Annotated in this window: 24 protein-coding genes; 10 read left to right on the forward strand and 14 right to left on the reverse strand. The window is 54.7% G+C overall.

Annotated elements, in window-relative coordinates; genetic code table 11:
• The first annotated feature begins 44 nt into the window (after positions 1-44).
• Genes glpD through glpK form a run of 3 tightly spaced genes read left to right on the forward strand, consistent with a single transcriptional unit; the run spans position 45 to position 4,138 of the window.
• Positions 45-1,625 carry a glycerol-3-phosphate dehydrogenase gene (glpD, locus tag KP702_RS03875; protein WP_202206728.1) on the forward strand — a complete coding sequence of 527 codons (1,581 nt, stop codon included), beginning with the start codon at positions 45-47 and terminating at the stop codon, positions 1,623-1,625.
• 34 nt (positions 1,626-1,659) lie between these two features.
• Positions 1,660-2,562 (forward strand): MIP/aquaporin family protein, encoded by a 903-nt coding sequence (locus tag KP702_RS03880; protein WP_046899839.1) that lies wholly within the window; start codon positions 1,660-1,662, stop codon positions 2,560-2,562.
• A gap of 25 nt (positions 2,563-2,587) precedes the next feature.
• Positions 2,588-4,138 carry a glycerol kinase GlpK gene (gene glpK / locus KP702_RS03885; protein WP_202206729.1) on the forward strand — a complete coding sequence of 517 codons (1,551 nt, stop codon included), beginning with the start codon at positions 2,588-2,590 and terminating at the stop codon, positions 4,136-4,138.
• 96 nt (positions 4,139-4,234) lie between these two features.
• Here the strand turns inward: glpK and KP702_RS03890 are convergent, their stop codons facing one another.
• From KP702_RS03890 to metH, 6 genes are all read right to left on the reverse strand, one after another.
• Positions 4,235-4,810, reverse strand: coding sequence for a hypothetical protein (locus tag KP702_RS03890; RefSeq protein ID WP_046899497.1), 576 nt, complete (start codon positions 4,808-4,810; stop codon positions 4,235-4,237).
• Positions 4,807-5,052, reverse strand: a complete 246-nt coding sequence (locus tag KP702_RS03895) for a helix-turn-helix transcriptional regulator (RefSeq protein WP_211516457.1) — start codon at positions 5,050-5,052, stop codon at positions 4,807-4,809. Before KP702_RS03895 ends, KP702_RS03890 begins: the two co-directional genes overlap by 4 nt.
• Positions 5,053-5,104: 52 nt before the next feature.
• Positions 5,105-6,598 carry a malate dehydrogenase (quinone) gene (gene mqo, locus KP702_RS03900; protein WP_202206731.1) on the reverse strand — a complete coding sequence of 498 codons (1,494 nt, stop codon included), beginning with the start codon at positions 6,596-6,598 and terminating at the stop codon, positions 5,105-5,107.
• Positions 6,599-6,640: 42 nt separating this feature from the next.
• Positions 6,641-8,059, reverse strand: coding sequence for an FAD-binding oxidoreductase (locus KP702_RS03905; protein WP_202206732.1), 1,419 nt, complete (start codon positions 8,057-8,059; stop codon positions 6,641-6,643).
• 153 nt (positions 8,060-8,212) lie between these two features.
• Positions 8,213-8,461 (reverse strand): hypothetical protein, encoded by a 249-nt coding sequence (locus tag KP702_RS03910; protein WP_202206733.1) that lies wholly within the window; start codon positions 8,459-8,461, stop codon positions 8,213-8,215.
• A 20-nt stretch (positions 8,462-8,481) separates the two neighbouring features.
• Positions 8,482-11,988, reverse strand: a complete 3,507-nt coding sequence (gene metH, locus KP702_RS03915; RefSeq protein ID WP_215768514.1) for a methionine synthase — start codon at positions 11,986-11,988, stop codon at positions 8,482-8,484.
• Positions 11,989-12,177: 189 nt separating this feature from the next.
• On the opposite strand from metH, the gene KP702_RS03920 reads away from it, so the two are divergent.
• Positions 12,178-13,083 carry a DMT family transporter gene (locus KP702_RS03920; RefSeq protein ID WP_215768515.1) on the forward strand — a complete coding sequence of 302 codons (906 nt, stop codon included), beginning with the start codon at positions 12,178-12,180 and terminating at the stop codon, positions 13,081-13,083.
• Positions 13,083-13,427 (forward strand): hypothetical protein, encoded by a 345-nt coding sequence (locus KP702_RS03925; RefSeq protein ID WP_215768516.1) that lies wholly within the window; start codon positions 13,083-13,085, stop codon positions 13,425-13,427. Before KP702_RS03920 ends, KP702_RS03925 begins: the two co-directional genes overlap by 1 nt.
• On the opposite strand, the gene KP702_RS03930 is transcribed toward KP702_RS03925, so the two are convergent.
• On the reverse strand, positions 13,418-14,344 hold the full coding sequence (locus KP702_RS03930) for a LysR family transcriptional regulator (protein ID WP_099210120.1): 927 nt from the start codon (positions 14,342-14,344) through the stop codon (positions 13,418-13,420). The genes KP702_RS03925 and KP702_RS03930 overlap by 10 nt on opposite strands.
• Positions 14,345-14,445: 101 nt before the next feature.
• Between KP702_RS03930 and KP702_RS03935 the strand changes: the two genes are divergently transcribed.
• The 3 genes from KP702_RS03935 (at position 14,446) to KP702_RS03945 (ending at position 16,619) form a co-directional block, all read left to right on the forward strand.
• Entirely contained in the window at positions 14,446-15,270 is an 825-nt protein-coding gene (locus tag KP702_RS03935; RefSeq protein WP_215768517.1) for a class III extradiol ring-cleavage dioxygenase, read from the forward strand.
• Between the two features lie 39 nt (positions 15,271-15,309).
• A complete protein-coding gene (locus tag KP702_RS03940; RefSeq protein ID WP_215768518.1) occupies positions 15,310-15,912 on the forward strand; it encodes a YceI family protein in 603 nt (200 codons plus the stop codon).
• Between the two features lie 101 nt (positions 15,913-16,013).
• On the forward strand, positions 16,014-16,619 hold the full coding sequence (locus tag KP702_RS03945; protein ID WP_215768519.1) for a glutathione binding-like protein: 606 nt from the start codon (positions 16,014-16,016) through the stop codon (positions 16,617-16,619).
• Positions 16,620-16,678: 59 nt separating this feature from the next.
• On the opposite strand, the gene KP702_RS03950 is transcribed toward KP702_RS03945, so the two are convergent.
• From KP702_RS03950 to KP702_RS16405, 5 genes are all read right to left on the reverse strand, one after another.
• Positions 16,679-17,008 carry a hypothetical protein gene (locus tag KP702_RS03950; protein WP_202206741.1) on the reverse strand — a complete coding sequence of 110 codons (330 nt, stop codon included), beginning with the start codon at positions 17,006-17,008 and terminating at the stop codon, positions 16,679-16,681.
• A 274-nt stretch (positions 17,009-17,282) separates the two neighbouring features.
• Positions 17,283-17,489: a cold-shock protein gene (locus KP702_RS03955; RefSeq protein WP_046899487.1), complete on the reverse strand. Its 207-nt coding sequence runs from the start codon at positions 17,487-17,489 to the stop codon at positions 17,283-17,285.
• Between the two features lie 342 nt (positions 17,490-17,831).
• Entirely contained in the window at positions 17,832-18,164 is a 333-nt protein-coding gene (locus KP702_RS03960) for a hypothetical protein (RefSeq protein ID WP_215768520.1), read from the reverse strand.
• Positions 18,165-18,405: 241 nt separating this feature from the next.
• A complete protein-coding gene (locus tag KP702_RS03965) occupies positions 18,406-18,681 on the reverse strand; it encodes a hypothetical protein (protein ID WP_202206742.1) in 276 nt (91 codons plus the stop codon).
• Between the two features lie 176 nt (positions 18,682-18,857).
• Positions 18,858-19,388, reverse strand: coding sequence for an RcnB family protein (locus tag KP702_RS16405; protein WP_202206743.1), 531 nt, complete (start codon positions 19,386-19,388; stop codon positions 18,858-18,860).
• 484 nt (positions 19,389-19,872) lie between these two features.
• Here KP702_RS16405 and KP702_RS03975 point away from each other — a divergent pair, with 484 nt between their 5' ends.
• Together KP702_RS03975 and KP702_RS03980 are read left to right on the forward strand one after the other, a co-directional pair.
• On the forward strand, positions 19,873-20,487 hold the full coding sequence (locus KP702_RS03975; protein ID WP_202206744.1) for a YitT family protein: 615 nt from the start codon (positions 19,873-19,875) through the stop codon (positions 20,485-20,487).
• Positions 20,488-20,718: 231 nt separating this feature from the next.
• Complete coding sequence (locus KP702_RS03980) at positions 20,719-22,911, forward strand: TonB-dependent siderophore receptor (protein WP_215768521.1); 2,193 nt, start codon at positions 20,719-20,721, stop codon at positions 22,909-22,911.
• A gap of 15 nt (positions 22,912-22,926) precedes the next feature.
• Here the strand turns inward: KP702_RS03980 and KP702_RS03985 are convergent, their stop codons facing one another.
• Together KP702_RS03985 and KP702_RS03990 are read right to left on the reverse strand one after the other, a co-directional pair.
• The gene (locus KP702_RS03985) at positions 22,927-23,565 is read right to left on the reverse strand and encodes a TetR family transcriptional regulator (RefSeq protein WP_086633914.1); all 639 of its coding nucleotides are present in this window, start codon (positions 23,563-23,565) and stop codon (positions 22,927-22,929) included.
• Between the two features lie 57 nt (positions 23,566-23,622).
• The gene (locus KP702_RS03990) at positions 23,623-25,323 is read right to left on the reverse strand and encodes a SulP family inorganic anion transporter (protein ID WP_215768522.1); all 1,701 of its coding nucleotides are present in this window, start codon (positions 25,321-25,323) and stop codon (positions 23,623-23,625) included.
• Positions 25,324-25,382 lie beyond the last annotated feature (59 nt).

A 25,382-nucleotide genomic window follows, 5' to 3' on the forward strand; every position in this document is an offset into this window, starting at 1 on the left:
GAACATCAGATGCTCGTTTTGGAGCGTGGTGGCAGGAGATTGTTATGTCATCGATTCGTGAAGTTTCGCCTTCAAGCCCGCACAGCGCGCCTTATGACGTGCTTGTGGTCGGTGGGGGCATCAACGGCTGCGGCATTGCCCGTGATGCCGCAGGCCGTGGTGCGAAGGTTATCCTTGTCGAGCAGGATGACCTTGCAAGCCATACGTCTTCTGCCAGCACCAAGCTGATCCACGGTGGTCTGCGATATCTGGAATATTACGAATTCCGGCTGGTGCGTGAGGCCCTGATTGAGCGTGAGCGTCTGTTAAAGATTGCGCCGCACATCATCTGGCCGATGCGTTTCGTTCTGCCACACTCCAAGATGCTGCGTCCTGCCTGGCTGCTACGGACCGGCCTGTTCCTGTACGATCACCTGTGCACGACCATGACGTTGCCGAAAACGCGCGCGGTGAACCTCCGCACGGACGTGACGGGGCGCCCTCTCAAGAGCGAATACGTGCGTGGGTTCGAATATTCCGATGGCTGGGTGCAGGACAGCCGTCTGGTTGTGCTCAATGCCATGGATGCCACCCGTCTGGGGGCCTCCATCAACACGCGCACCAAACTTGTGAAAGCTGAACGTGGGCCACAGCTCTGGACCGCAACGCTTCTTGACCGCGACAGTGGTGAAGAACGGACAGTTCAGGCCAAGACCATTGTGAATGCAGCTGGACCATGGGTCGCAGAGCTTCTTCAGGATCGTGTTGGCGTGCAGAGCCGTAACAAGGTGCGTCTCGTCAAGGGAAGCCACATTGTGGTGCCACGCCTGTTCGAGAGCAAGCAGGCTTATATCCTGCAAAATCCGGACAAGCGGATTGTGTTCGCGATCCCCTACGAGCAGGATTTCACGCTCATTGGCACGACGGACGTTCCCTGGGAACAGGACCCTGGCAAGGTTGAAATCTCAGGAGATGAAATCAAGTATCTTTGCGAGAGCGTCAGCCGCTATTTCCAGAAGTCAGTCAGTCCGGATGATGTGGTCTGGACGTATGCCGGTGTTCGTCCGCTTTATGACGACAACTCTGGCAATGCCTCCGCTGTAACGCGCGACTACGTGCTGGATGTTGATGCGTCTGGTGCGCCGATCCTGTCTGTTTTTGGCGGCAAGATCACGACGTTCCGCAAGCTGGCCGAGCATGCACTTGAAAAGCTGGTTCCACATCTTCCTGTGCTGGGCGGTCCATCCTGGACTGCTGAGACGCCATTGCCTGGCGGTGATTTTGCACCGGCTGATTTTGACCGTCAGGTGGCGAAGCTGCAGGCGTATGCGCCTCATCTGGCCCCTTACACAGCATGGCGGCTCATGCGGAATTACGGTTTGCGGGCGTTTGATATCGCTACGCAGGCAGAAGCCGATATGGGGCAGTGGTTCGGCAAGACACTGAGTGCGCGCGAAGTCGATTATCTGATCGACAACGAATGGGCACGGTCTGCGCAGGACGTGCTGTGGCGCCGCTCGAAGCTGGGTCTGTTCATGACCGATGCCGAGAAAGCCGCACTCCAGACCTATATCGAGGAGCGTGCCGGAACAGAACGTTCGGCTGGCTCCGAGACCTCCGGAACATGGCGGCAGGACGTCGCCTGATCTTTCCTTCAATTCTCATGTCGGACATCCGGTCATGTCAGAGAATAAACGCTACCTTGGTGAACTCCTTGCTGAGTTCTTTGCTGTCGCCATCATTATTCTCTTCGGAGATGGCGTCGCTGCCATGTATTCGCTTTACGATCCCAGCCCGTACAAGACGGCCTACTGGGGCGTCTGTATCGTCTGGGGGCTGTCCGTTACAGTTGCGATTTACGCGACCGGGGCAGTCAGCGGCACGCACGCCAACCCGGCTGTGACGCTCTCACTTGCGCTCTTCCGTGGGTTCTCATGGAAGAAGGTCGTACCCTACATTGGTGCTCAGGTTCTGGGTGGTCTGGCGGGCGCGGCACTTGTGTACTCGCTCTATGTGCCGGTCATTGACCACTACAATGCGGCTCATGGCCTGACGCGTGCACTGGATGGCGGCTCTGCTGGGGTGTTTTTCACGCATCCGGGCGATTTCATCAGTGTCGCTCATGCGTTCTGGGATGAGGCTGTTCTGACCGGTATTCTGGTGTTCGGTATTTTCGCCGTGACCTGCCAATACAATACACAGGCTCCGCAGGCGAATTCCGGTGCGCTGATCATTGGTCTTCTGGTTGCAATCATCGGTGCGTCTGCCGGGTATCTGGAAGCCTGGGCCATCAATCCGGCTCGTGACTTTGGTCCACGCCTGTTCTGCTTCTTTGCAGGGTGGGGGCAGGCTGCCATTCCGGCTCCGTCTAACTACTGGTGGGTGCCAATTGCAGCGCCAATGGTCGGTGGTCCGATTGGTGCCGCGATCTACCAGTATGGTCTTCGCCCCTTCATGCCTCGGATTTCTGTGGTAGCATCTGCGCCATCATCTGAAGCGCTAAACCTGGCCGAGCCTGTGCTCGTCGTTTCGAACCCTTCCGTACCTGCCTCGACAGGTCCCGTCATCGACAAGGTCTCTTGATCTGTCCGTTTCCGGAGTAAGTAGCATGGCAAAGAAAGACTACATTCTCGCGATCGATCAGGGCACGACATCGACCCGCAGTATTGTTTTCGACAGCAATGCCCGCGCCGTGTCCATCTCACGTAGCGAATTCCCCCAGCACTATCCTGAGCTGGGTTGGGTCGAGCATGACGTGGAAGATATTTGGGAAGACGTTCTCGAGACGGCGCGTGAAGCGATTTCCACAGCTGGTGGTGTTGGGCGGATTGCTGCGATTGGCATTACCAATCAGCGCGAAACAGTCGTGGTCTGGGATCGCAAGACCGGCAAGCCCATTCATAATGCGCTTGTCTGGCAGGATCGCCGGACGGCTCAGGAATGCAATCGCCTGCGTGAGCAGGGCGCCGAAGAAATTGTTCGTGATAAGACGGGCCTTCTGCTGGACCCGTACTTCTCAGCAAGCAAGATTGCCTGGCTTCTTGATAACGTTGCAGGTGCCCGCAAGCGTGCTGAAGCAGGGGAACTGGCCGCGGGCACGATCGACAGCTTCCTTCTGTGGCGTCTGACGGGTGGCAAACGCCATGCAACCGACATCACGAATGCCTGCCGTACTTCACTGTTCAACATTCACACCCTTCAGTGGGATGATGAACTGCTGAACCTGTTCAATGTGCCTCGTGCGCTTCTGCCTGAAGTCCAGGACAATAGCGGCCTGTTTGGCAAAACAGAGCCTGACCTGTTCGGTGAGTCCATCGTGATCGGTGGTATGGCGGGTGACCAGCATGCTGCTCTGATCGGGCAGGCCTGTTTTGAAGAAGGCATGGCGAAAGCGACCTATGGTACGGGCTGCTTCATGCTCCTGAACACAGGCGAAAAGCCAATTCAGTCCAATAACCGTCTGCTGACAACCATTGGTTACCGGATTGGTAACAAGACGACCTATGCTCTCGAAGGATCCATCTTCGTGGCAGGCGCCGGCATCAAGTGGCTGCGTGATGGTCTGCAACTGATCACGCATGCGTCACAGACCGATGATATGGCAACCCGTATTCCGGACAGCCATGGCGTTTACATGGTGCCAGCTTTTGTCGGACTTGGCGCGCCACATTGGGATCCTGAAGCCCGTGGCATGATCTGTGGTCTCACGCTGGGCTCGACGCAGGCACACATTGCCCGCGCGATGCTGGAATCTGTTGCGTATCAGACCTATGACCTCGTTCACGCCATGCGTCAGGACGGTGCGATGCGGGCCAAGACGTTGCGTATTGACGGTGGCATGGCCGCTAACGACTGGTTTGCCCAGTTCCTCGCCAGCATGCTCAAGGCCGATGTGGAGCGCCCTGTAAACGTCGAGACGACGGCCGTTGGCGCTGCTTTCCTTGCCGGCTTGTATGTTGGTGTCTGGGGTAGCCTGGAAGAAGTTGCGGCAACCTGGGCTCAGGAGCGTCTGTTCTCTCCGCGTATGGATCCTGCACAGCGTCGCATCATGCTGGACGGCTGGCAGAATGCAGTTCAGCGCACCCTGACGCCGCATGCGGCAAGTGCTGCCCCGGTGCGCGCCAGTAAGCCAAAGGTTGATACAGTTCAGGCAGCCTGACCGCTCTTCAGGTCTGCTTGATATGGCCGGTCTATTCGTCGGGGGACGAAGGCCGGCCTTTTTTATGTTCTGGGTCGGACAGGAAAAATTGGAATTTCAGGCGGCGTCCGGTGATGATGGCTGATCGCGTTCCAGCCAGGCGAGTGTGCCAATTTGTGCTGCCGACGCGAGGGTCACAAGATAATTGAGGCAGAGAAAAGCTTGAGTAATGAGGCTGATTGTTTTCAGTTGGCTCAGCTGAAACTGGTCATGAATGAGCGTAAAAGCCAGTAACAGAGGCATGATGACAGCTCCTGCACTCATCACGACGAGGGCAGAGTTTCGGCATGTCAGGATGGTTTGCTGCTCTCGTTCATCCCTGTCCCAGGCACTCAGTCTGTATAAAGGATGCTGCAGTTTTATCCGGGCGCAAATATTCAAAAGAAACGTTCCGCTAATAAAAAATACTGACATCATCCAGCCGGGGCTCAGCAGGAATATTGCACTTGGGAAAAGTATGGTCGCGCAGACTGCAATCGTGACAGGTTTCCAGAGGGGAATTGTGCTTGTCGGTGACACGGGTGTTCCGTCTGGAAACAGTCCCCCAAGCCAGAAAACAGGACGGCCAATGATATTGGCTACATTGTCCATGACGCTGAAAAATTTGTCAGTGGGGCGAGGAGAGAATGTCACTGTTTTCCAGCCTCCATGCGCGCGCGCATCTGTTCGACAAGTGAATCAAATGGCGTCAGAGAGAAAACCATTTCGACCTCTGCTTTCAGAACCGCACAGATCTTCATCGCGAGTTCCAGACTGGGTTTGTAATCGCCGCGTTCCAGATAGCCGATCGTCTGGGGGTTAACCTTTACGGCTTCAGCGAGGTCTTTACGCGAAAGACCTCGTTCAGCCCGGAAGAGAGCAATACGGTTATGCATCAATGTTGTGTATACACAACGGATGAATGCTTTTCTACAATTTTAGACGCACTCAGGCATCAATATTCAAGGTAGCAGCGGTGTTCGTACGTAATTCGCGGCAAAGGGTAGCGTTCTGTTTCAGATCCACCCCATAAGCTGGGAAAATCTCTTTAAGACGTGGCAGCCACTCATTTGGAGAAATCTTCTGAGAAAAGCACTTTTCCACGACTTGCAGAGCTACTGAGGCTGCGATGGATGCCCCCGGCGATGCACCGAGAATTGCAACAAGCGACTGATCGGAACTGCGGACCAGCTCTGTGCCGAAGCGCAGGACACCATGAAGGCCTTTGTCCGGCTTGATGATCTGAACACGCTGCCCGGCCACAATTTTCGTCCACTGGCTTTCATTAGCCTGAGGGTAGAAGTTCAGAAGGGACTGGAAGCGCTTGTGGTTGCTCTGTGTTACTTCGCGCACCAGATAGTTCAGGAGCGAAAGATTGTCTTTGCCTGCGGTCATGGCGGGAATGATGTTGCTGTTGTTCAAGGAGTGGAAATAGTCCCGCCAGGAGCCGCTCTTGAGAAACTTGGTGGAAAAACCCGCATACGGACCAAAAAGAAGGCAGGATTTCCCGTCGATCACCCGCGTATCCAGATGTGGGACAGACATCGGGGGAGATCCGACGGGCGCTTTTCCATAAACTTTCGCATGATGGCGCTGCGTGATGGCAGGGTTGGTGCATTGCAGCCACAAGCCGCTCACTGGGAAGCCTGCGTACCGGCGTGCTTCAGGAATACCGGATTTCTGAAGGAGGGGCAGTGCTGCACCACCTGCGCCGATAAAGACAAACCGCGTCAGCACAGACCTGTGCGCCCCCGTTTGCATATTGACGGCAGTGACACGCCAACGACCATCGGTTGTTTTGGTCAGGTCCGTCACGCGATGACGGTAAAAGCTGTGGAAGCCGGTGGTGTTTTGCATGCCAGAGAGAAGGCTTCTGGTCAGGGCCCCGAAATCGACATCCGTTCCGCTTTTAATGCGGGTTGCTGCTACAGGAATGGACAGATCCCGACCTTCCATCGCAAGAGGTGCCCAACTCGCAATCACTGCAGGATCTTCGCTGTATTCCATCCCGTCAAAGCAGTGGTGGCCAGCCATGGCGTTGTAGCGCGCTTTAAGAAAAGCAACGTCGGCCTCGCCCCAGACAAGGCTGACGTGAGGGCAGGCGTGAATGAACGTGCTCGGATCTGCAATGCGGCCCGTCCGCACCCAATGCGCCCAGAGCTGGCGGGAAATATCGAACTCGGTGTTGACCGCCAGAGCCTTGGAAATATCCACGCTGCCATCTGCACGCTGCGGCGTGTAATTCAGTTCACAGTTTCCTGCGTGCCCGGTCCCGGCATTGTTCCAGGCCTTTGAACTTTCCTGCCCACACTGCTCCAGTGTTTCAAACAGCGTAATGGAGAGTTCGGGGGACAGTTCTTTGAGGAGGGCGGCGAAAGTTGCGCTCATGATGCCGCCTCCAATCAGAACGACATCCGGGAACGCGGCAGAAGCTGAAGACATTGCAGGCAGGGTCCGTAAAAGCAGAATATCAGAAGGGTGGTGTTATCCCCGATAAACGGGCCCGTTGGGAAGCAGCTTTCCCGGATTGAGAATATGGTGAGGGTCCATCGTATTCTTCAGCGCACGCATGACGCCGAGTGAGCCTTCACCGTGCTCCTGAGCCAAAAACTCCAGTTTCCCCAGTCCAACACCGTGCTCGCCACTACAGGAACCCCCGAGAGCCAGCGCCCGACCGACAATTTTCCGGTCCAGATCCAGGGCTTGAGCATAGCCGTCCGGGGAATGTTCGGTGATGATGAGCGTATGGAAATTTCCGTCTCCGACGTGGCCGAGAAGCGGGGCCTTAAGACCGGATGCGGCAATGTCGCTTGAGACACCGGCAATCAGTTCCCCCAGTCGTGAGATTGGAACAATGCAGTCTGTTGAGATGACCCGGGCGGTTGGATCGATGGCCTTTGCGGCCCAGTAGGCATCATGGCGCGCTTTCCATAGACGTGCCCGGTCTTCCGCGCTTTCGGCCCAGGCAAAACCAAGCCCATTGTTTGCGAGAGCAATTTCCTGGGTCGCTGTAACCTGTTCCTGTACGGCAGCAGGCGCGCCCGCAAATTCAAAAAATAATGTTGTAAGAGGGCGATAGCCGGTCAATTTGGAGTATCGGATGGATGCATCCATCTGAACACTATCCATTAATTCCACACGGTTAATCGGAATGCCGCATTGGATGATTTCCATTGCAGTCTGAACAGCATCGTTCAAAGATTCAAATTGGCAAACTGCAGCGGAGAGGGTGTCAGGGCGGCCATGCAGCTTGAGCTGGATTTCCGTAATAATCCCGAGCGTGCCTTCAGAGCCGATGAAGAGGGACGTCAGATCATAACCGGTGGAAGATTTGCGGACGCGCCCTCCGGTTCGGATCACTTCGCCTGTTGCAAGCACGACAGTCAGACCCAGCACGTTTTCCTTCATCGTGCCGTAGCGCACGGCTGCCGTTCCGGAAGCGCGGGTCGCGCACATGCCGCCCAGCGTAGCTTCACCGCCCGGATCGACAGGGAAGAAAAGTCCGGTATCGCGGATTTGTGTGTTGAGAGCCTGTCGGGTGAGACCAGCCTGGACGCGGCAGTCCAGATCCTCCGGGTTTATCTCTACAATGCCGGTCATGCGGGAGAGATCGAGGCTGATGGCGTGTTCTGGCGGCGTGACATGCCCTTCAACAGAAGTGCCAGCACCAAACGCGACTAAAGGAACGCGGGAGGCATGACATTCCTTCAGAACGGTTGAAACATCGTCCGTGCTCTCAGCGAAGATGACGGCTCCAGGCAGGCGAGCTGCTTCCATGGCTTCGCCGTGACTGTGTTCTTCCAGCACGGAGGGGGCTGTGCTGATCCGGCTTCCCAGTGTTGCAGCGAGCCGGGAAAGAACAGTCTGAAGGCGTTCTTCAGCGGAAGGAGAAAGAACCGTCATGGAATATCCGAAATGGAAAGTCGTCAATTTTGTAAAATTATTATAAATCTGATGACTGAAAAGACAATCTATATGCGGTGTTGTCCCATGCTCCAGATAAGAAAAACGCCCCATGTTGGGGCGTCTTCGCGGAAGTGTAGGCTGAACTCAGGGTTAGTTGGTGCTGCGTCTGTCGAGAATGAGCAGAAGAAGATAGGGAAGAAAGAAATACAGGGCCATGACCACCATGAGTGGTTTGAGCAGCCAGCCCATATCTGCATGCAGGACAGAGCGGCTGAACATGTTGGCCAGTCCTAAAAGACAGGCCACGCAGAAGAGGCCAAAAAAGTTGGCGAAGAAGCCACGTTCACCGTTGATGAGTCGAAGCTGGGCAAGAAGCCCGCCGATTTGCTGTGATGCCATGACCGTGGTTCTCCGTTGAGTCAGACAGTGAAGTATTTGGCGCGCGGATTCAGCACCACGAGAGCAGACGTTGACTGCTCAGGATGAAGCTGGAACCCGTCAGACAGGGAAATCCCGACGCGCTCGGCATCCAGAAGGCGCAGGATTGGCTCCTGATCCTCAAGGCGAGGGCAGGCAGGATAGCCGAAGGAATAACGTGACCCACGATAGGACTGGGAGAGCATTTTCTCCATGTCACGATCATCTTCCGCCGCAAAACCAAGCTCTGCACGGATCCGTTTGTGGGTGTATTCAGCCATGGCTTCCGCCATCTCGACTGAAAGGCCATGCAGATAGAGGTAATCCTGATAGCGATTGGCCTCGAACCATTCCCGGGCAAGGTCTGATGCTTTCTGCCCAACGGTGACAACCTGAAGCCCAACAACGTCGCGGTGCTCATCATTGATGTCACGCACGAAGTCCGCGATGCACTCGCCGTCGTCCTTCGGCTGGCGGGGCAGGGTGAAGCGCGCGGCTTCAGTCTTGCCGTCTTCTTCAAACAGGATCAGGTCGTTTCCGTCACCGGCGGCTTTCCAGTATCCATAGATGGCCTGCGGGCGCAGGATTTCCTGCTCCGCACTGAGCGCCAGCATGCGCTTCAGGACGGGGCGAAGTTCCATCTTCGCATACTCCATGAACTCCTCAAGGGAGCGTCCCTGTTTCCGGAAGCCCCACTGGAACTGATAGAGTGAGCGCTCATTCAGGAACGGCAGCACGGCGTTCGGCGCAGCTTCCACAACCCGGGCGCCCCAGAAAGGTGGCGTGAGAGGAGGCAGTTCGCCTGAGATCCGATTGCGACGCTCCCGGGCGGCGGCGGGATCAACTGTGCCGAAGCCACGCGTTTCAGCACTTTCCGGAGCACGCGCATTCTTGCGGCTTGCTTTGCCCGCACGGCGGCTCTGAATTGCTCCCAGATAGCCGTCAAACTCTTTTTGCGCGATCTTGTCCATCAGGGACAATCCATCAAACGCATCTCTGGCGTATGCGACGCGGCCTGGCTCGCCATCTCCGTAAGATAGGGCGCATTCTTCTTCGACGTAGTTTCGAGTCAGAGCCGCGCCACCGAGAATCACGGGAACATCGAAGCCCTGCCGTTTCATCTCCGCGAGGTTCTCGCGCATGATAACGGTGGATTTAACGAGAAGCCCTGACATGCCGATAGCGTCAGCATTATGTTCCTTGGCCGCAGCCATCATGTCAGCCAAGGGCACTTTGATGCCGAGGTTGATCACCTGATAACCATTATTGGTCAGGATAATGTCCACAAGGTTCTTGCCAATGTCGTGGACGTCACCCTTCACTGTAGCAAGAACCATCGTGCCGCGATGCTGGCCTTCTTTGCGCTCCATGTGCGGCTCAAGCCAGGCTACGGCTGTTTTCATCGTTTCGGCAGATTGCAGCACGAACGGAAGCTGCATTTTGCCAGATCCGAAGAGTTCGCCCACGACTTTCATGCCGTCCAGCAGAACGGTGTTGATGATGTCGAGCGGGGCCATATCCTGCATGGCGGCGTCCAGGTCGTCCTCGATGTCTTTACGGTCCCCGTCTACAATCCGGTCCTTGAGGCGTTCCGCTGGTGTTTCAGCGCGGCGCTTCTTGACGGCATCCGCAGCTTTTCGGCCAGCAAAAAGCTCCAGAAGCTTCTGGAGCGGATCATAATCGGCAGTCCGACGGTCAAAGATCAGGTCTTCCGCGACTTTCACTTCTTCCGGTGCAATCAGATGTAGCGGACGGATTTTTGAAACATGTACGATCGCGCCGGTCATGCCTGCTTTGACGGCATGGTCCAGAAATACTGAATTCAGAACTGCACGTGCCGCAGGGTTCAGACCAAAGGAAATGTTCGAAAGACCCAGCACGATCTGGATATCAGGGAACTTATCCCGGATCATCCGAATACCCTCAAGTGTCCAGACGCCGAGCTTACGGTCGTCTTCCATGCCGGTTGCGATGGTGAAGGTCAGAGGATCGATCATCAGGTCGGACTGGGGCAGCCCGTACTGATTGCAGGCGAAATCGACCAGACGTTCTGCAATGCGCAGCTTGTCTTCTGGCGTCTTGGCCATGCCCACTTCGTCAATGGTCAGGGCAATCATCGCGGCGCCGAACTTCTTTGCCAGCTTCATGCGGGCATGCGCCTGCTCTTCACCATCCTCAAAGTTGATTGAGTTGATGATCGGCTTGCCACCATGCCGCTTCAGAGCGGCCTCAATGACTGGCGTTTCGGTTGAATCGATGACCAGAGGCGCATTAACGGATGACGTGAAGCGCGTGACGACTTCGTTCATCTCCGCGACTTCGTCTCGGCCAACGAAGGCGGTGCAGACGTCCAGAGCGTTGGAGCCCTCGGCAGCCTGTTCCCGGCCAACAGCGACGCAGCCATCCCAGTCGCCCGCTTCCTGAAGTTCACGCCATTTCTTGGAGCCGTTGGCGTTGCAGCGCTCGCCGATGGAGAAGTAACTGTTTTCCTGCCTCAGCGGCACCTGAGAGTAGAGGCTGGATACAGACGGCATCCAGATCGTGCTGCGCTTGACCGGAGCAGGACGGTATTTTTCGCCACCCACGCGGCGCAGCATGCCGTCCAGAGCCTGAATATGAGGAGTGGACGTTCCGCAGCATCCGCCAATCAGGTTAAGGCCGTCTTCACGGATGAAACGCTCCATCCACACAGCCATCTCGTCCGGGCTGAGCGGATAGACCGTTTTACCATCTACCAGTTCCGGGAGACCGGCATTGGGCTGCATGGAAATCAGGCCCGGCCAGTTTTCAGACAACCAGCGGACGTGCTCAGCCATTTCCTGCGGGCCGGTCGCACAGTTCAGGCCCAAAGACGGGACGTCCAGCGCGTTGACGGTTGTGGCTGCCGCAGCGATGTCGGGTCCAACAAGGAGGGTGCCGGTGGTTTCAACCGTCACCTGTACGAAAATGGGAGCGTCGGACCCGAGTTCGATCCGTGCGGCTTTGGCCGCGTTGACGGCAGCTTTGATCTGGAGCGTGTCCTGACACGTCTCAATCAGGAACCCATCGACACCGCCGTCAATCAGGCCACGGCACTGTTCAATCAGCCCGGCTTCAAGCGTGTCATAATCGATGTTGCCAAGTGTTGGCAGTTTTGTGCCGGGGCCGATGGAGCCCATGACGTAACGATGGCGGCCGTCGCAGAAGGTCTCCGCGGCCTCTCGGGCCAGCGTGGCAGCAACACGGTTAATTTCGCGGCTGCGGTCCTGAAGGTCGAACTCAGCAAGCGTGACGATCGAGCCACCAAACGTGTTGGTCTCGACCATATCCGCGCCAGCTTCGAAATAGCCGCGATGAATTTCACGAACCAGCTCAGGGCGGGAAAGATTCAGAATTTCCGTGCAGTTTTCCTGGCCCCAGTAGTCTTTTTCTACTTCCAGATCGAGCATCTGCACGCGCGATCCCATACCACCGTCACACAGCAGAACCTGGTCTGACAGGGCATCAAGCAGATGGGGACGTGAGGACATTGAGGCGCTCTTCAGGAATAAAATCAGGACAGGATATTATGCCAGGCAGTCGGGCCCAGCATGGAGGCCTGCCTGTATAACGGTTGAGGGAAGCTGCTGGCAAACCGGATCTGTCCTGTCCTTCTTTTGAGAGGCCTGTCATATGTGGTGCATCTCCCTGAATTGGGAATCCCTTCTCGCGGAACAGCAATGACAAATTCAGTTGGTCGTTTCCTTCCACTCTTTATAGCAGTCGCCATTCTGTCCTGGGCCAGTGCGTATCCGGTTGTGCGTATTGCCCTGCATGACTTCGCACCTATCCCGCTCGCGGCCGTACGATATGCCATCGCCGCCATTGCTGCGGGGGGCTGGTTGCTCTGGAAACGTCCAACTCGCCTGCAGAAAGCGGACATCCCGCAGGTTCTAGGATGCGGTGCGGTGGGCATCACGCTGTACAATATCTTTTTCAACTGCGGCGAAGTGACAGTCTCCGCAGGGGCTGCGAGCCTCCTTATCAGTGCGGCGCCTCTTATGGCCGGACTGATTGCCATGGCGTTTTTGGGAGAGCGCATGTCTCTTCTGGGATGGGCTGGGTCCATTCTGAGTTTTGCGGGTGTTGTCCTGATCGCCCAAGGGCAGTCTGGCGGATTGTCTTTCGGTTCAGGTGCGACATTCGTGTTTGGAGCCGCTGTTTGCGGAGCGCTCTACACGAATCTTCAGAAAGGGCTGATCCGCCGGTACGGTGCTCTCACAACGATCGCTTATATTTTGATCAGTGGTGCTCTGTTCCTGCTGCCATGGTTGCCCGAAGGCTTGGCCAGTTTTGCTCATGCATCATGGGCAGGCCGGGCGTCTGTTTTAGAACTGGGTATTTTCCCCGCTGCAATCGGATATGCTGCCTGGGCTTTTGTGATCGGGCATCTGGGAGCTACGCGGGGAGCTGCGCTGCTGTATCTGCTCCCGCCTGTCACGATGGTTCTGGCCTATATTCTGACCCACGAGATTCCGACGTTCCGGACACTCGTTGGCGGTGCCATTGTTATGGCTGGCGTTATTGTCACCAACACATGGGGGCGCCACCCTGTTGCGGCACCAAGCGGCCGGTTGAACAACTGATGTCTCAGCTCTTTCTCTCGGTCGTAACAGATCTTTCTAACTGGCCGTCATCGCGCAGGGCAGACGTCGTTCTTGTAGCAGATGTATCGGAAGAGGGCTGGTCAGACGTAGTTTCCTTGCCGGCACCCTCTCCATTTCGCAAGAGACACGGCGTTGGATGTTCCTGCTGCTCGCGAGAGGGGCTGTCGATGGTCTTGGCCCAAGTTTTTCAGGATCATGTGACGGGGGCAAGATCGACAATTCGCGGAGTGGTCGTTCTTGTCGGTGTTCAGGAGCAGCGGGACGTTCTGCAAATGCTTGAACAGGATGTTCTGGTGAGAGCCAGATATCGTCTTCAGGACTGATGACCTGCTCGCTCCCATGGAGGAACGGGCGCATATCGTGCTGCCAAAAAATCGATCATCACTCGGACTTTGAGCGGTACGTGCGTTGTGGGCACATACACTGCGTGAAGATCTGGTCCTTCCAGCAGGGGAGTATCGAGCGTGATAGGTTTGAGAAGGCCTGACTGAAGTTCATCGGCGACAATAAATGTTGGCTGATAAAGAATGCCCTGGCCCGCCAATGCTGCCGTGCGTAGGACGTCTCCATTATTGGAGCGCAGGCTGCTTTTGACCGGAATGGTCCGTTCTCCCCGGCGTCCGAAACTCCAGCGTGTGGTGCCCACGGGGTCGCTGAGAGTGTAGCCGAGGCAGGTGTGATGTTCGAGGTCACTGACTGTGGCTGGAGTGCCGTGTTTGGCCAGATAAGAGGGGGCGGCACAAAGCGTGAAATTGATATGCGCCAGACGCCGGGCTTTGAGGCTGCTGGGCAACAGATGACCGATCCTGAGAGTTAAATCCCATCCTTCAGCAATAGGGTCGACGCGGCGATCATCCACGCCCAGTTCGACTGTCACCAAAGGGTATTTCTGGCTGAATTCCGGTAGGAGAGGGGCGACATGGCGAATGGCGAAAGATACGGGCGTATTCATGCGCAGCAGCCCACGGGGCTCGGCTGCGCCTGCGGTGACTTCCTGCTCCATGTCTTCAAGGCTGCTCAGGAGTTTCTGGCACCGATCGAGATAGAGTTGCCCAGGTTCAGTCAGTGAGAGGCGGCGCGTGCTGCGATGGAAAAGTGCCACGCCCAGATGGGCTTCGAGCGCTGACACGTGTTTTGTCACCATCGTCTGGGATAGACCCAGAGACCGTGCGGCAGCAGCAAAGCTTCCTTGTCCCACCACCCGAACGAAGGCTTGCATACTGGTAATCCGGTCGAGCACTTCACACTCCTGGTGCCAGATGACTTTCCTGTAGTCAGGATTATCGTTGTCGCAGTTTGATGACAACCTTCGCGACAGATCGACTGACGACGGAGTTTCTCATGACGGATAATTCGAGGCAGACAGGGCCGATAGAACGCCAGCCTGCTATTTTTATCCCTCATGGGGGTGGTCCCTGCTTTTTCATGGACTGGCCGGATGTCTGGGATCGAATGGCGGAGCATCTGCGTGGGGTCGCTGCTACGTTGCCTCAGCGTCCTGCTGCTTTGGTTGTTATGTCGGGGCATTGGGAGACTGACCGGGTTACTGTGACAACAGGCACCCAGCCCCAACTGATCTATGATTATTACGGCTTTCCTGCCCACACTTATGAGCTCCAGTATCCGGCCCCAGGCTCTCCGAAGCTTGCTGAATACATCCAGAAGCTTCTTGCAAAGGCTGGAATTGCGAGTGGTGGAGATGCCTATCGTGGGTTTGACCACGGAGTGTTCATTCCGCTCATGCTGGCGTTCGAAAAGGCTGATATTCCCGTCGTTGAGATCTCCTTGCCGTTGAATGCGACGGCTGAGGACGTGATGGAAATCGGCAGAGCTTTGGCTCCGCTACGAGATGAAAACGTGCTGCTGGTGGGGGCGGGGATGACGTATCACAATCTGCGACGTTTCCTGCGTCCAGACGCAGAGGCGGACCAGCAGTCCCGGCATTTCGATGACTGGCTTTATCGGGCTGTAAGTGAAGAGCCTGGCCAGCGTTCGTCCCGGCTGGCGCGATGGGCAGAAGCTCCGTTTGCTCAAGACTGCCATCCGAAGGCCGAGCATCTGTTACCATTGATGTTTGTGGCGGGCGCGGCAGGAACGGACCCGGGTGTCCGAGATTATAGTGATACCGTCATGGGGAAGGCGTTGTCCGGCTTCCGCTTCGGTTGAACTTGCTTCTGTTTCAATTCAAAAAAGAAAGATCTTCCCATGAAGAAAATACTCTCTGGTGCTTTTGCAGCTCTTGCTTGCGCTGCGGTATCCACTACTGCCATTGCCGCTGCGCCGGCCGATGTGAAGAGTGGCTCTTATAAGGTTGAAGCTGGCCATACCCAGGTCAATTTTTCAGTCCTGCACTTTGGTTTTTCCTACTATTCGGGACAGTTCTCCAACGTGAGTGGCAGCCTGAAGCTGGATGCCAGCCATCCGGAGAAATCGAAGCTTTCAGTGACAGTTCCGGTTTCCAGCGTGGCGACATCCAGCTCGGTGTTGACGGATGAGCTGAAAAACAATGAGTGGTTTGATGCTGCGAAATATCCGGATGCGACTTTCGTCTCGACGGAAGTTTCCCCGGTAGGTGCTGAAGATGCGGTTGTCAGTGGTAATCTGACACTTCATGGCACGACGAAGCCCGTTGTTCTGCATGTGCACTTCGTTGGCGCTGGTGTGAACCCGATGGACAAGGCCTATACGGTTGGCTTCCAGGCTACTGGAACAATCCATCGCAGTGACTTCGGCGTCAAAAAGTATGTTCCCTATGTTGGCGATGACGTTAGCCTGACCATTGCTGGAGCTTTTGAAAAGCAGCCCTGAGTTTTTTCTCACATAAAGAAGGCGGGATATTTCCCGCCTTTTCTCGGATGAGGAATAAGATCATTCTATTCCCTGCGTCTTCGCGCAATGGAGAAGTGATTATGAAGCTTTACTATAAGCCTGGTGCGTGTTCGCTTGCCGCGCATATTATTCTGAATGAAATCGGTCAGCCGTATACGCTTGAAAAAGTAGATACGACCACGAAGAAAACAAAGACCGGCGCAGATTATCTTGTCATCAATCCACGAGGAGCCGTACCGGCAATCGAGATTGAGCCGGGTGTGGTCTTGACCCAGAATTCAGCAGTTCTTCAGTATATCGGCGACCATTCGGATATTCCGGCTTTTCAGCCAGCTTATGGCTCTCTGGAACGAGCCAGGCTGCAGGAAGCTCTCGGGTTCTGTGGTGATCTGCACAGCGCATTCGGCGGCTTGTTTGCCCCGAACCTGACGGAGGACGCCGAGAAGTCTACTCATGAGCAGATCCATCGGCGGATGACGCAGTTCGAAGATATGCTGTCCGACGATAAAGCATACTGGCTGGGTGACGACTTTACGCAGGCAGACGCTTATGCGGCTGTTATCATGACATGGGCTGTTTTCAAGAAACTGGATATTTCTCATCATCGCAAAGCGTGGGCATTGCGAGAGAAGATTATGTCTCGCCCCTCCGCTAAGCGGGCGTTGCAGGAAGAAGGCTTGGCCTGATCCTGCATCATGCAGAGGGGGCGATGCATAGCCCTCTCTGTTGATTGTAAAACTCAATGTCAGCGAATGCTGTCGATATGATAGCCATTCGACATTCTATATGTGACGAGAAAATGTTTTCTTGTCTTGTGTGTTTGATACCAGTCATCTGTGAAATAATTACTGATCATTGTTCCGTGCAGGTCGTACGTTATTTTGTAGGATGTTGATGCACCTAAACCAGCATTGATTTTTTCGATCGCTATAATTTTAGCGATGGTGACGTGCGTGATGGAGTCATCCCCGGATACTTTTTGCCATCCGAGCCATCCAAATATTGCCAAGGTCATGACAAGACAGATGGCAAAGAATAAACCCATCCATTCTTTTTTTTGAGCGGATAGAGCCATAGAGAGCCTTCTTCAGGTGAGTAGAGATGCGCGATAGTTAAAGTATATTTGCACATATCTGCTTACACTTCTGATGACACGTAAAATATTTTTTCTGGATTTGTTTTAATGAGCTGCAAGCTGAAACAGTCGATCTGTAGCGGGCAGGTGATGCATCACTGATGCAGCAGAAAACGTGCTTTTAGGGGGGATGAATTTATGCCTTACCGTTCGGGCATAAAAAAAGCCGCTCCGAAGAGCGGCTTCTCGCACAGACGAGCTGCTGATTAAAGCTTCAAAGAGCCTTAATGCTTACTGCAGACGTCTTGCCGTTACGGCCAGCTTCGAGCTCGTAAGAGACCTGCTGACCTTCGTTGAGGGTGTGGATGCCGGCACGCTCAAGTTCAGAGATATGAACGAACGCGTCCTGACCACCATTGTCCGGCTGAATGAAGCCGAAGCCTTTGGTGGAGTTAAACCATTTTACGGTGCCTGTTGCCATAACGAGGCTCCTTTTTTAACAATAGCGGTCGTGCACAAAACACACACGAAATCATAACTTTTACGGAGAAAGAATGGCGCAACATGCGCCGGTTACCCCAGTAAAAGCACCCGCTAAAAAGACAATGAGGGTATTGTGTTTGAGATGCAAGGGAAAATATCGGGAAAGAGTAAAATAAAATGTTACCCGGAAGGGAAATTACTACCCAAAGGGTAAGTTTATTTGTTGCGATTATAAAAGATAATGCACGCTATTTGTATGAATTTTATGCATAAAAAATTTTATTATGTTTGTTTTGTCTCGAATGGTCTGAAAAAAACTGTATGCGCGTAAGAGCGCGGTTTAGTCGATATTCACTCTCCGAACACCGCCCGGAACCTTCGTTTTTGCGTCGCGGTGGACGAAGGGGGCGGAAGCCGTGTTGTAGTCAGGGTTCTCTGCCATCGCCTGAAGCGTGGTATCATCTCTGAGATCAAGAGGTCTTGGGTGACCGTTATTGCTCTTCTGTGCGGAAACCGCGCACACCTGCATTGCATGACTGAAAGGAAGAGGATTGCCCTGCGTGCCGGTCAACATCTGCTCTCGCACACAGTGACTGTCTGTATGACCTGTTAGCCAAGGAGCTGATGAGCAGGCCGAGAGGGAAATAAGGGCAAAAAGAGAGAGATGGCGCATGAGCGAAAGTGTACTACGGGACAATCTGGGTCGCAAAGAAAACTGACGTTTGAAGATATCTTTCTTAATAGCGTCGTTTCAAAGACCGGAAATGTATGCAGTGCATGGGAGGGAAGGGTTCAGCACTTCTTAATCGTTCGTCTCCAGCGAGACTGACAGGTTTCTTTTGAGAAGATTTGAACCTTTGACGCGATAGGGAATTTAATATTCACCCTGTAGGAGGCGAACATGTCGATCCTGATCAGTACCCCAATTTCTCAATATGCGTTCCAAATGGACTATCCGGGCACGAAAGATCCATTTCCGGATGGTGATCCGATGGTTGATGACCCATCTGAGGAAGAGGAAACTCCCGAGCCTGATGAATGGCCCGACGTTGAGTTGCCAGAAGAGCCAGGGCCGTCGCCATATCCGCCGTTTGGAAGGAAGACGATTGGTGCAGGTGCAGTGGATCTACCCAATCCGCGACCACCATATCCACCAGCGCCGCCTTCACCTCTGCCAACAGATCCGCCACCGCGGGAAGAGCCTCCTCAACCTTTGAACTGAGCAGTGCTCCTCAAGTGTTCTTTTGTATGGTTGGATATAGGTTTATTGAATCTCAGGTTGCCGAGGAGCAGAGCGCGATCATCAGTGGATGCCACCTAATAAGAACCTAAGAGGCGCGCCATCTCCGACGCGCCTCGGGCTAAATCAGTATCTAGGTCCAGGGTATGGAGCAGGTGCGACCTGAGCTGGACCATATGTTGGGTAAGGTGTGGGGGCTACGACCGCCGGACCGTTCACGTTGCCCATAATGACGTTGGAAATGACCCCTGTTGTGATTGCAGCGAGGAGAAAGCTGCCACCGTAGTCAATCCAGCGATATCCTGGAGGAGGGGCATAGAGGCCTGGATATCTGCGCCAACTGTCAACAAATACTCCCCCTCCATTATAACGGTCTCCCGAGCGCCACATACCACGATGCGGACCGGCACCACGGAAACCGTCGCCACCGGGGCCTCTATGACCATTTCCGCCAGGCCCACGTCCTCCGCCACCTGGGCCTCCACGGTCGTGATATCCACCGCCGCCGGGGCCGCCGCGGTCACGACCACCCGGGCCACCTCCGTCGCGATGCCCTCCATCGCCACCCGGGCCTCTCTGAGCGTTCGCTACGGCCGGAGCAATGGCAAGTGCCAGCCCCATAAGCAGAGCTACAGATCGTTTAGTCTTGGTGGACATAGAAAACTCCATTCGTAATGCATCATCAAAGGTCTTCTGATGTGGCGAAAATTGGTCCCAATTGTAACAGAGAGACAAAACTGTGGAATTTGGTGTCAGACTTGCCGGGAAATATGTCTTAGCAATGTTTTGATATTGCTTATTCGGTAAGACCGCGGCGCTTCCTTCGCGAACTCCCTGCCATAGAGGAACGTCCATCGGACGCTCTATCCACTTTGTTTCTCGAGGAGGCTGCAATTTTAGCGTCCGAGAGAAGGCCCAATTCGAGACTCGCGGATCACATAAGAGCATTTCCAAACAAGCAATAAATGCCCGTTGGTCGCAGCTTCAGGCAAAAAACGGGAAGTCCGTTTGAAACAATATTTTCTGAAGATGAAAGGGGCTGTGCAGGGCAGAGGGACTGAACTATCTGGGCCTGATTTTCATGGGCCTGATGCAATGCGTCTCAAGGGGCGTGACCATTGAACGACTGGATTTTCTGGATATGACTTCGCCTTATGGTCCTGGGTTGCGTCACTCTCACGCAGAAGACGTCTATGCTTTTTTGATAGGCTGCTCTCTGATTGTTATGGGGCTGATGTGTCTGCACAAGGCTGGGCTTGTGACCGGCGGGGTGGCGGGTATCGCTTTGTTGCTGTCATACATCGTGCCCATGACGCCCGGAAATCTGTTTACGGTCATTAACATACCGTTTCTTCTGTTCGCCGTTCGCGCCATGGGGCCACGTTTCGCACTTAAAACGACAATTGCCAGTTTCGGCATCACCTTGCTCGCGAGCGTTATCCCAAGTGTCATGGAGCTTTCCTATGTCCAGCCTCTGTTCGCCGCCATATTTGGTGGGACAGTGATTGGGATGGGTATTCTCTCGTTGGCTCGTCATCAGGCGGGTGTAGGCGGGACAGGCGTTATCACGCTCTGGCTTCAGAAAAGCCGTGGCCTTAACGCCGGCCGCGTTCAGATCATGATTGATGCAGCCATTCTGACGCTGTCTGCTTTCTTTTTGCCGTGGGAAAAGGCTGTGCTGTCAGCCGTAAGCGCTTTTGCCATGAGTAGTGTGCTCATGGTGTTTCATCGGCCTGGACGATACATCGGTCACTAGAAGAAAGGCGCGCTTTCGGCTTTCAAAGGCTTGTCGAGGCAAAACTCATCCGACGATCTCAAGACTGAAAATGGGGCTTTGTGATCCCGCGCGCAGCCAACTGTGTTTCTGAAGAGACAGTGCCCCTCAAAAAATTGCCCTAGGCTGTAGATCGCGTAAACTCAAATTGTGGCACTGAGTGCCAAAATGTAGAAGGTGCGAAGAATTTAGAACAACGAACAGGATTCAGGCATGAAACTCTCGCGGCTGGCTTTGTACCTTCTGGCTGGATCTGTCATGGGCAATGTTCCCTCTTATGCGGCAGAAACCAAAGAAAAAGCTACTCTGGGAGCGGCCGCGAAGAAGTCTGTACGCGCGTCTGAACCTGAGAATATCACTGTTCATCGTCGTAACGGAAGTGGCACGGCAGCAGAGTATCGCACGAAGGAAGCCTCTCTTGGCCCCCTTGGCACGCGATCCATTCTGGATACGCCGATGTCTGTCATGGTGGTGCCCCATGATGTTCTGGTCAACCAACAGACCAGAAACATCAATGATCTGATTGCATTCGTGCCATCTGCCCAGCTTGAAATGCGCGGTGATCCGAATACCAGTCGGCCGCAGTCCCGTGGGTTTGAGGGCGACGTTATCGCTAACACGCGCATGGATGGCCTCAACATGGTCATCACCACACCTTATGCTGCGGAGCAGTTTGATAGTGTTCAGGTTCTGAATGGTCTGGCTGGTGCGGTGTATGGTCCGCAAAATCCAGCGGGCACATTTGACTTTACCTTGAAGCGTCCGACAGACCGGCAGACAGAGCGTTTTGTTGTGGGTGTTGATTCCATTGGAGCACCCATGGAAAGCCTCGATGTCTCAGGTCGGGTTGGCCACAACAAGTGGTTCGGCTACCGCCTGAACCTGTTGAACCAGAACGGAGAGGGGTACGTCGCAGACTCCCACCTGCGGCGTAACCTGGTGAGCGGTGATTTCGACATTCATCTTTCACCGAAGACAGTCATTCAGATTGATGCCAGCCAGTACACATATGCCCAGCGCGGCTATCCGGGTGGCTTTTCGTATGCAACGACTATTCAGCTACCGGATGCTCCAGATCTTAGCCAGAAGGGATATGGTCAGAAGCAAGCCGGTTACAATATGGAAACCGATACTGCCCTGATGAAGATCATTCATCACTTCAATGATGACTGGAGCCTGAAGCTGGGTGGGATGTGGCAGAATGCTGCCAGAAATGTTTTCAGTACGGGTAACCAGCTGCTGAACTCTGCGGGACTTTACCGTCAGACAATCTCAGCTGCGACGACGGCGAATGATTTCGTGGCAGGCAGCAATACGGCTTATTTGAATGGGTCGTTCCATACGGGCTCACTGAAGCACCAGATTGAGATTGGAACCAACGGTTACGTCATGGGGAACTATAACCCGACGTCATCGACCGGCACTTTGACCCTGGGACAGGCGACAATCGGCAACCCACAGAGATTTCCGAGTGCACAGCCTTATTATTCCGGACGTTATAAATCTGCCGATACCATGACGCAGTCCTTGTTGGCCGGGGATACGATTTCTCTGGGCAAGCACTGGTCCATCATGGGAACGCTGGCCTGGAGTTGGCTGAGCACCAACAACTATGCAACGAGTGGCACGAAAACGTCGTCCTACAGCCGTGCTGCTGCCTTTAGCCCGATGACAAGTCTGCTTTATAAGCCGGCAGCCAATCAGACGGCTTATTTCACCTGGGGGCGGTCCTTGCAGGCTGGTACTTCGGCGCCGGCCGGTGCTGTGAATGAAAGCGAAGTGACAGCTCCTCTGCGTTCAGAAGAGTATGAGGTTGGTTACAAGATTTTGGTGGCCAAGAGACTGCAGCTGAATATTGCTGGCTTTAGAATGTCTCGCCCATTCGCCTATACAGACCCTGTTACGTATGTTTATTCCAATTACGGTGTGCAGCGGAATTATGGCGTTGAATTCCAGGCCTCCGGAAATCTGACGCAGGATCTGAGTATTCTGGGCGGTATGACCTGGCTGGATGCTCAGTTGCTGAACACGGGTGTGGCCAAGACGTCCTACAAGCAGGTTGTTGGCGTGCCGCCTTTGATGGCGAACATGTTGATTGATTATCGACTGCCATTTCTTAAAGGCGGCGCTGTCAATGCAAACGTGCATTACATGGGGCGCCGGGCGGCCAATGTATATAACACCACGTTTGCTCCGTCTTATGTGACGCTGGATCTGGGCGCGCGCTATGCAACGCACGTTTATCATCAGCCTCTCGTGTTCCGCTTCGGCGTTGATAACGTCACGAACCAGAGCTACTGGGCTTCTGTTTACCCGTCGAGCATCAACGGTGGTGGAAGCGCTACAAACTCTGCGGTTGCTGGCCTGCCACGGACGTATCACTTCACGATTGAACTGGATCTTTGAGACAATAAAGCCCTTTCAGCCAAGGCTGAGAGGGCTGTCTTCCATCCAGAGAAGAGGATGAAACGTGAAGGCACGGCGCAGGATATGTTCCAGATCTGTACGGCCTTCCGTTTTCATCCATTCGTCTACAGCTGTGCGATAAGTTGCAATCGCGGTCCGCGCAATCAGGCGCGCTGCCAATGATGGCATATCTGTGGGGGGGAGGCGGTCCATGAGGGCTTTGGCAAGCGCCTCTTCCCATTCCTCATATTTTTGCAGACTGACACTCCGAAGCGCGGGTTCGTGCTCAAGGAGCTGTACAAGCGCGTAGGCGTATTCCCGGTTGGCGGTGATCCGTCGAACAACCGGAAGAAGGGCCAGAAGGACCATATCCTGCAGCGAAGCATCCGGACTGGCAGACGCAATCGCATCATTAAATGCCTGAGTCATGTCGCTGGTCCAGGCCAGGATGATATCCCCCTTGCCTGAAAAATATCGGAACAGTGTTCTGCGGGAGACATTGGCAGCTTCCGCGATTTGCTCGACAGACGTTTCTTCATATCCCTGAGTAGAAAACAGCCGCAGTGCCTCCCACGCTAGGGCCGTCGCGGTGCGATCCTTTTTGCTTTGCCGCCTGCCGAGATCTTTTTTCTTGTCCTGTTCGCCATCCATCATGGTCCGACGGTCTTCCAGTAAGCGGGGAATATCATCTTGGTGTCGTCCAGAAGGTCATCATGATGGCGTGTGTGTGGGAGCGATGCTGCCCGGGGTATGGTTTGTCGCGTCTGTATAACGCCTGGCGGCGGCAAGGGCAGTGTGAAGTTCTTCAAAAATATTTTCTGGACCGATTGCGGCTATCAAATGATGCCGGTTCATATCTGCCCTGAGATCCTGGCTTACACGTCCAAAAATCATCGTCACCTGCCTCTGTTTGAGTGTTGCGAGTAACAGGCGCAGGTCGTTGGCTGCCGAATAATCAATATCCGTGATGGGGCTGCATTCAATGAGAATGCAGTGAACAGGGTGCGGGGCATCGCTAAGCAACGTCAGGATGTCTCGGTTGAAGCGAGTAGAGTTGGCGTAGAACAGGTCCGCACAAAAGCGGAAGATAATGAGTCCAGGCTCACTCTCCAGGCCCCCACGGGCTGGAACGGCTTCCAGCGTTCCCTGAGGAGTAAAGGGCTGAAGAACGGCCGTGTGAGGATCGTAACTGTGGCGCACATGACGAAAGAGCGACAGAGCGATGGCGGTGAGTACGCCCTGTTCTACTCCGGCGCCAACAACGACTGCCGCCGTCACAAGTGCAAGCCAGAACTCTCCCGGGCTTTCCTGACGGATTGAGAGCAGTGCGCGGATTTCGATCATTCCCAGCGCGACAGTGAAGACAATCGCAGCGAGTACGCATTGTGGAAGGTATTGCAAAGGCGTGGTGAGGAAGAGGAGCACGATCAGGGTTGAAAGCGAAAAGACAACTTGTGCCACCTGACTCCGGGCACCTGCTCGTACTGCCATAGCTGTCTGGGTTGGGCTGCCGTTAACCGTGAAAGTACCACTGACTGCCGCAAGTATGTTGGCAGCTGCCAATCCCGTCAGATCCCTGTTCTCGTTCAGTTCTTCGTCGAACTGTGTTGCGTACACGCGGGATGTCGCAGCGCTTTGGGTGATGATGACGAAGACGCATGAGGCTGCCACCGGAAAAAGCGCAAGCAGTTCATTCCAGCTGATAATGGGTATTTGGAAGGTCGGCAGTCCGCTTTGGATAGGGCCAAGCGTCGGGAGATTCCGCGTCAGGAATGGGACTGTCCTATCTGCCAGAATAGCCCCAACGACAGCTAGTAATGCGGCAGGGCATCGTGGGAGAAGCCCGTTTAGAAGGAGCAAGCCGCCTACGGTGGCACCGGCGGTAAGGGTGGATGTCAGGTTGAGATGAGCGGCCTGAGTAAGAGTTTCGACCGCCTGCATCGCGGGGTTATGCGATGTCGTATGGATGCCGAGCATGTCGTGAAACATGGAAATGGCGATCTGGACGCCGACCCCTGTCATGAAGCCAACAAGGACTGTTCGAGAAAGAAAGTCTGCCAAAAAACCGAGGCGAAACAATCTGGCCGCTAGAAGCAGCATCCCGGCAAGGAGCGCGGTAGCGCTGACCAAAGCCATGTAGCGCGCGCTTCCTGGTGCAGCCATGGCTGTAATGGCGCCAGAGAGAATGGCTGCAGTGGCGGAATCTGCCGCGACAAGAAGATGCCTGGAAGAGCCGAAGGCGGCAAAGCCCACCAGAGGCAGAAGAACTGTATAAAGCCCGGTGACGGATGGCATGGCCGCAATGCGGGCATAACCAAGGACCTGCGGGATGTTTGTAAAAGCGAGCGAAAGCCCTGCCAGAACATCGGTTCGCCATGATGGGGGAAGCTTTCGGCGCCAGGGAAGCTTCATCACATTAACCTCGCAGGACAACGACCAGCTTTTGTTGGAAAAGCTGGTCGTGCCGGTTG

The sequence above is a fragment of the Gluconobacter sp. P5B12 genome (genome assembly GCF_018812035.1).
Classification (GTDB): domain Bacteria; phylum Pseudomonadota; class Alphaproteobacteria; order Acetobacterales; family Acetobacteraceae; genus Gluconobacter.

Excerpts from the sequence above, each read along its gene's own strand:
- KP702_RS03990 (WP_215768522.1), bottom strand. The coding sequence starts at position 25,323 with ATGAAGCTTCCCTGGCGCCGAAAGCTTCCCCCATCATGGCGAACCGAT.
- mqo (WP_202206731.1), bottom strand. The coding sequence starts at position 6,598 with ATGTCTTCAGCTTCTGCCGCGTTCCCGGATGTCGTTCTGATTGGAGGC.
- KP702_RS03950 (WP_202206741.1), bottom strand. The coding sequence starts at position 17,008 with ATGGCTCTATCCGCTCAAAAAAAAGAATGGATGGGTTTATTCTTTGCC.
- KP702_RS03940 (WP_215768518.1), top strand. The coding sequence starts at position 15,310 with ATGAAGAAAATACTCTCTGGTGCTTTTGCAGCTCTTGCTTGCGCTGCG.
- KP702_RS16405 (WP_202206743.1), bottom strand. The coding sequence starts at position 19,388 with ATGTCCACCAAGACTAAACGATCTGTAGCTCTGCTTATGGGGCTGGCA.
- KP702_RS03910 (WP_202206733.1), bottom strand. The coding sequence starts at position 8,461 with ATGGCATCACAGCAAATCGGCGGGCTTCTTGCCCAGCTTCGACTCATC.
- KP702_RS03925 (WP_215768516.1), top strand. The coding sequence starts at position 13,083 with ATGTCTCAGCTCTTTCTCTCGGTCGTAACAGATCTTTCTAACTGGCCG.
- KP702_RS03960 (WP_215768520.1), bottom strand. The coding sequence starts at position 18,164 with ATGCGCCATCTCTCTCTTTTTGCCCTTATTTCCCTCTCGGCCTGCTCA.
- KP702_RS03920 (WP_215768515.1), top strand. The coding sequence starts at position 12,178 with ATGACAAATTCAGTTGGTCGTTTCCTTCCACTCTTTATAGCAGTCGCC.
- KP702_RS03905 (WP_202206732.1), bottom strand. The coding sequence starts at position 8,059 with ATGACGGTTCTTTCTCCTTCCGCTGAAGAACGCCTTCAGACTGTTCTT.
- KP702_RS03975 (WP_202206744.1), top strand. The coding sequence starts at position 19,873 with ATGACTTCGCCTTATGGTCCTGGGTTGCGTCACTCTCACGCAGAAGAC.
- metH (WP_215768514.1), bottom strand. The coding sequence starts at position 11,988 with ATGTCCTCACGTCCCCATCTGCTTGATGCCCTGTCAGACCAGGTTCTG.
- KP702_RS03895 (WP_211516457.1), bottom strand. The coding sequence starts at position 5,052 with ATGCATAACCGTATTGCTCTCTTCCGGGCTGAACGAGGTCTTTCGCGT.
- glpD (WP_202206728.1), top strand. The coding sequence starts at position 45 with ATGTCATCGATTCGTGAAGTTTCGCCTTCAAGCCCGCACAGCGCGCCT.
- KP702_RS03955 (WP_046899487.1), bottom strand. The coding sequence starts at position 17,489 with ATGGCAACAGGCACCGTAAAATGGTTTAACTCCACCAAAGGCTTCGGC.
- KP702_RS03985 (WP_086633914.1), bottom strand. The coding sequence starts at position 23,565 with ATGATGGATGGCGAACAGGACAAGAAAAAAGATCTCGGCAGGCGGCAA.
- KP702_RS03880 (WP_046899839.1), top strand. The coding sequence starts at position 1,660 with ATGTCAGAGAATAAACGCTACCTTGGTGAACTCCTTGCTGAGTTCTTT.
- glpK (WP_202206729.1), top strand. The coding sequence starts at position 2,588 with ATGGCAAAGAAAGACTACATTCTCGCGATCGATCAGGGCACGACATCG.
- KP702_RS03945 (WP_215768519.1), top strand. The coding sequence starts at position 16,014 with ATGAAGCTTTACTATAAGCCTGGTGCGTGTTCGCTTGCCGCGCATATT.
- KP702_RS03980 (WP_215768521.1), top strand. The coding sequence starts at position 20,719 with ATGAAACTCTCGCGGCTGGCTTTGTACCTTCTGGCTGGATCTGTCATG.
- KP702_RS03935 (WP_215768517.1), top strand. The coding sequence starts at position 14,446 with ATGACGGATAATTCGAGGCAGACAGGGCCGATAGAACGCCAGCCTGCT.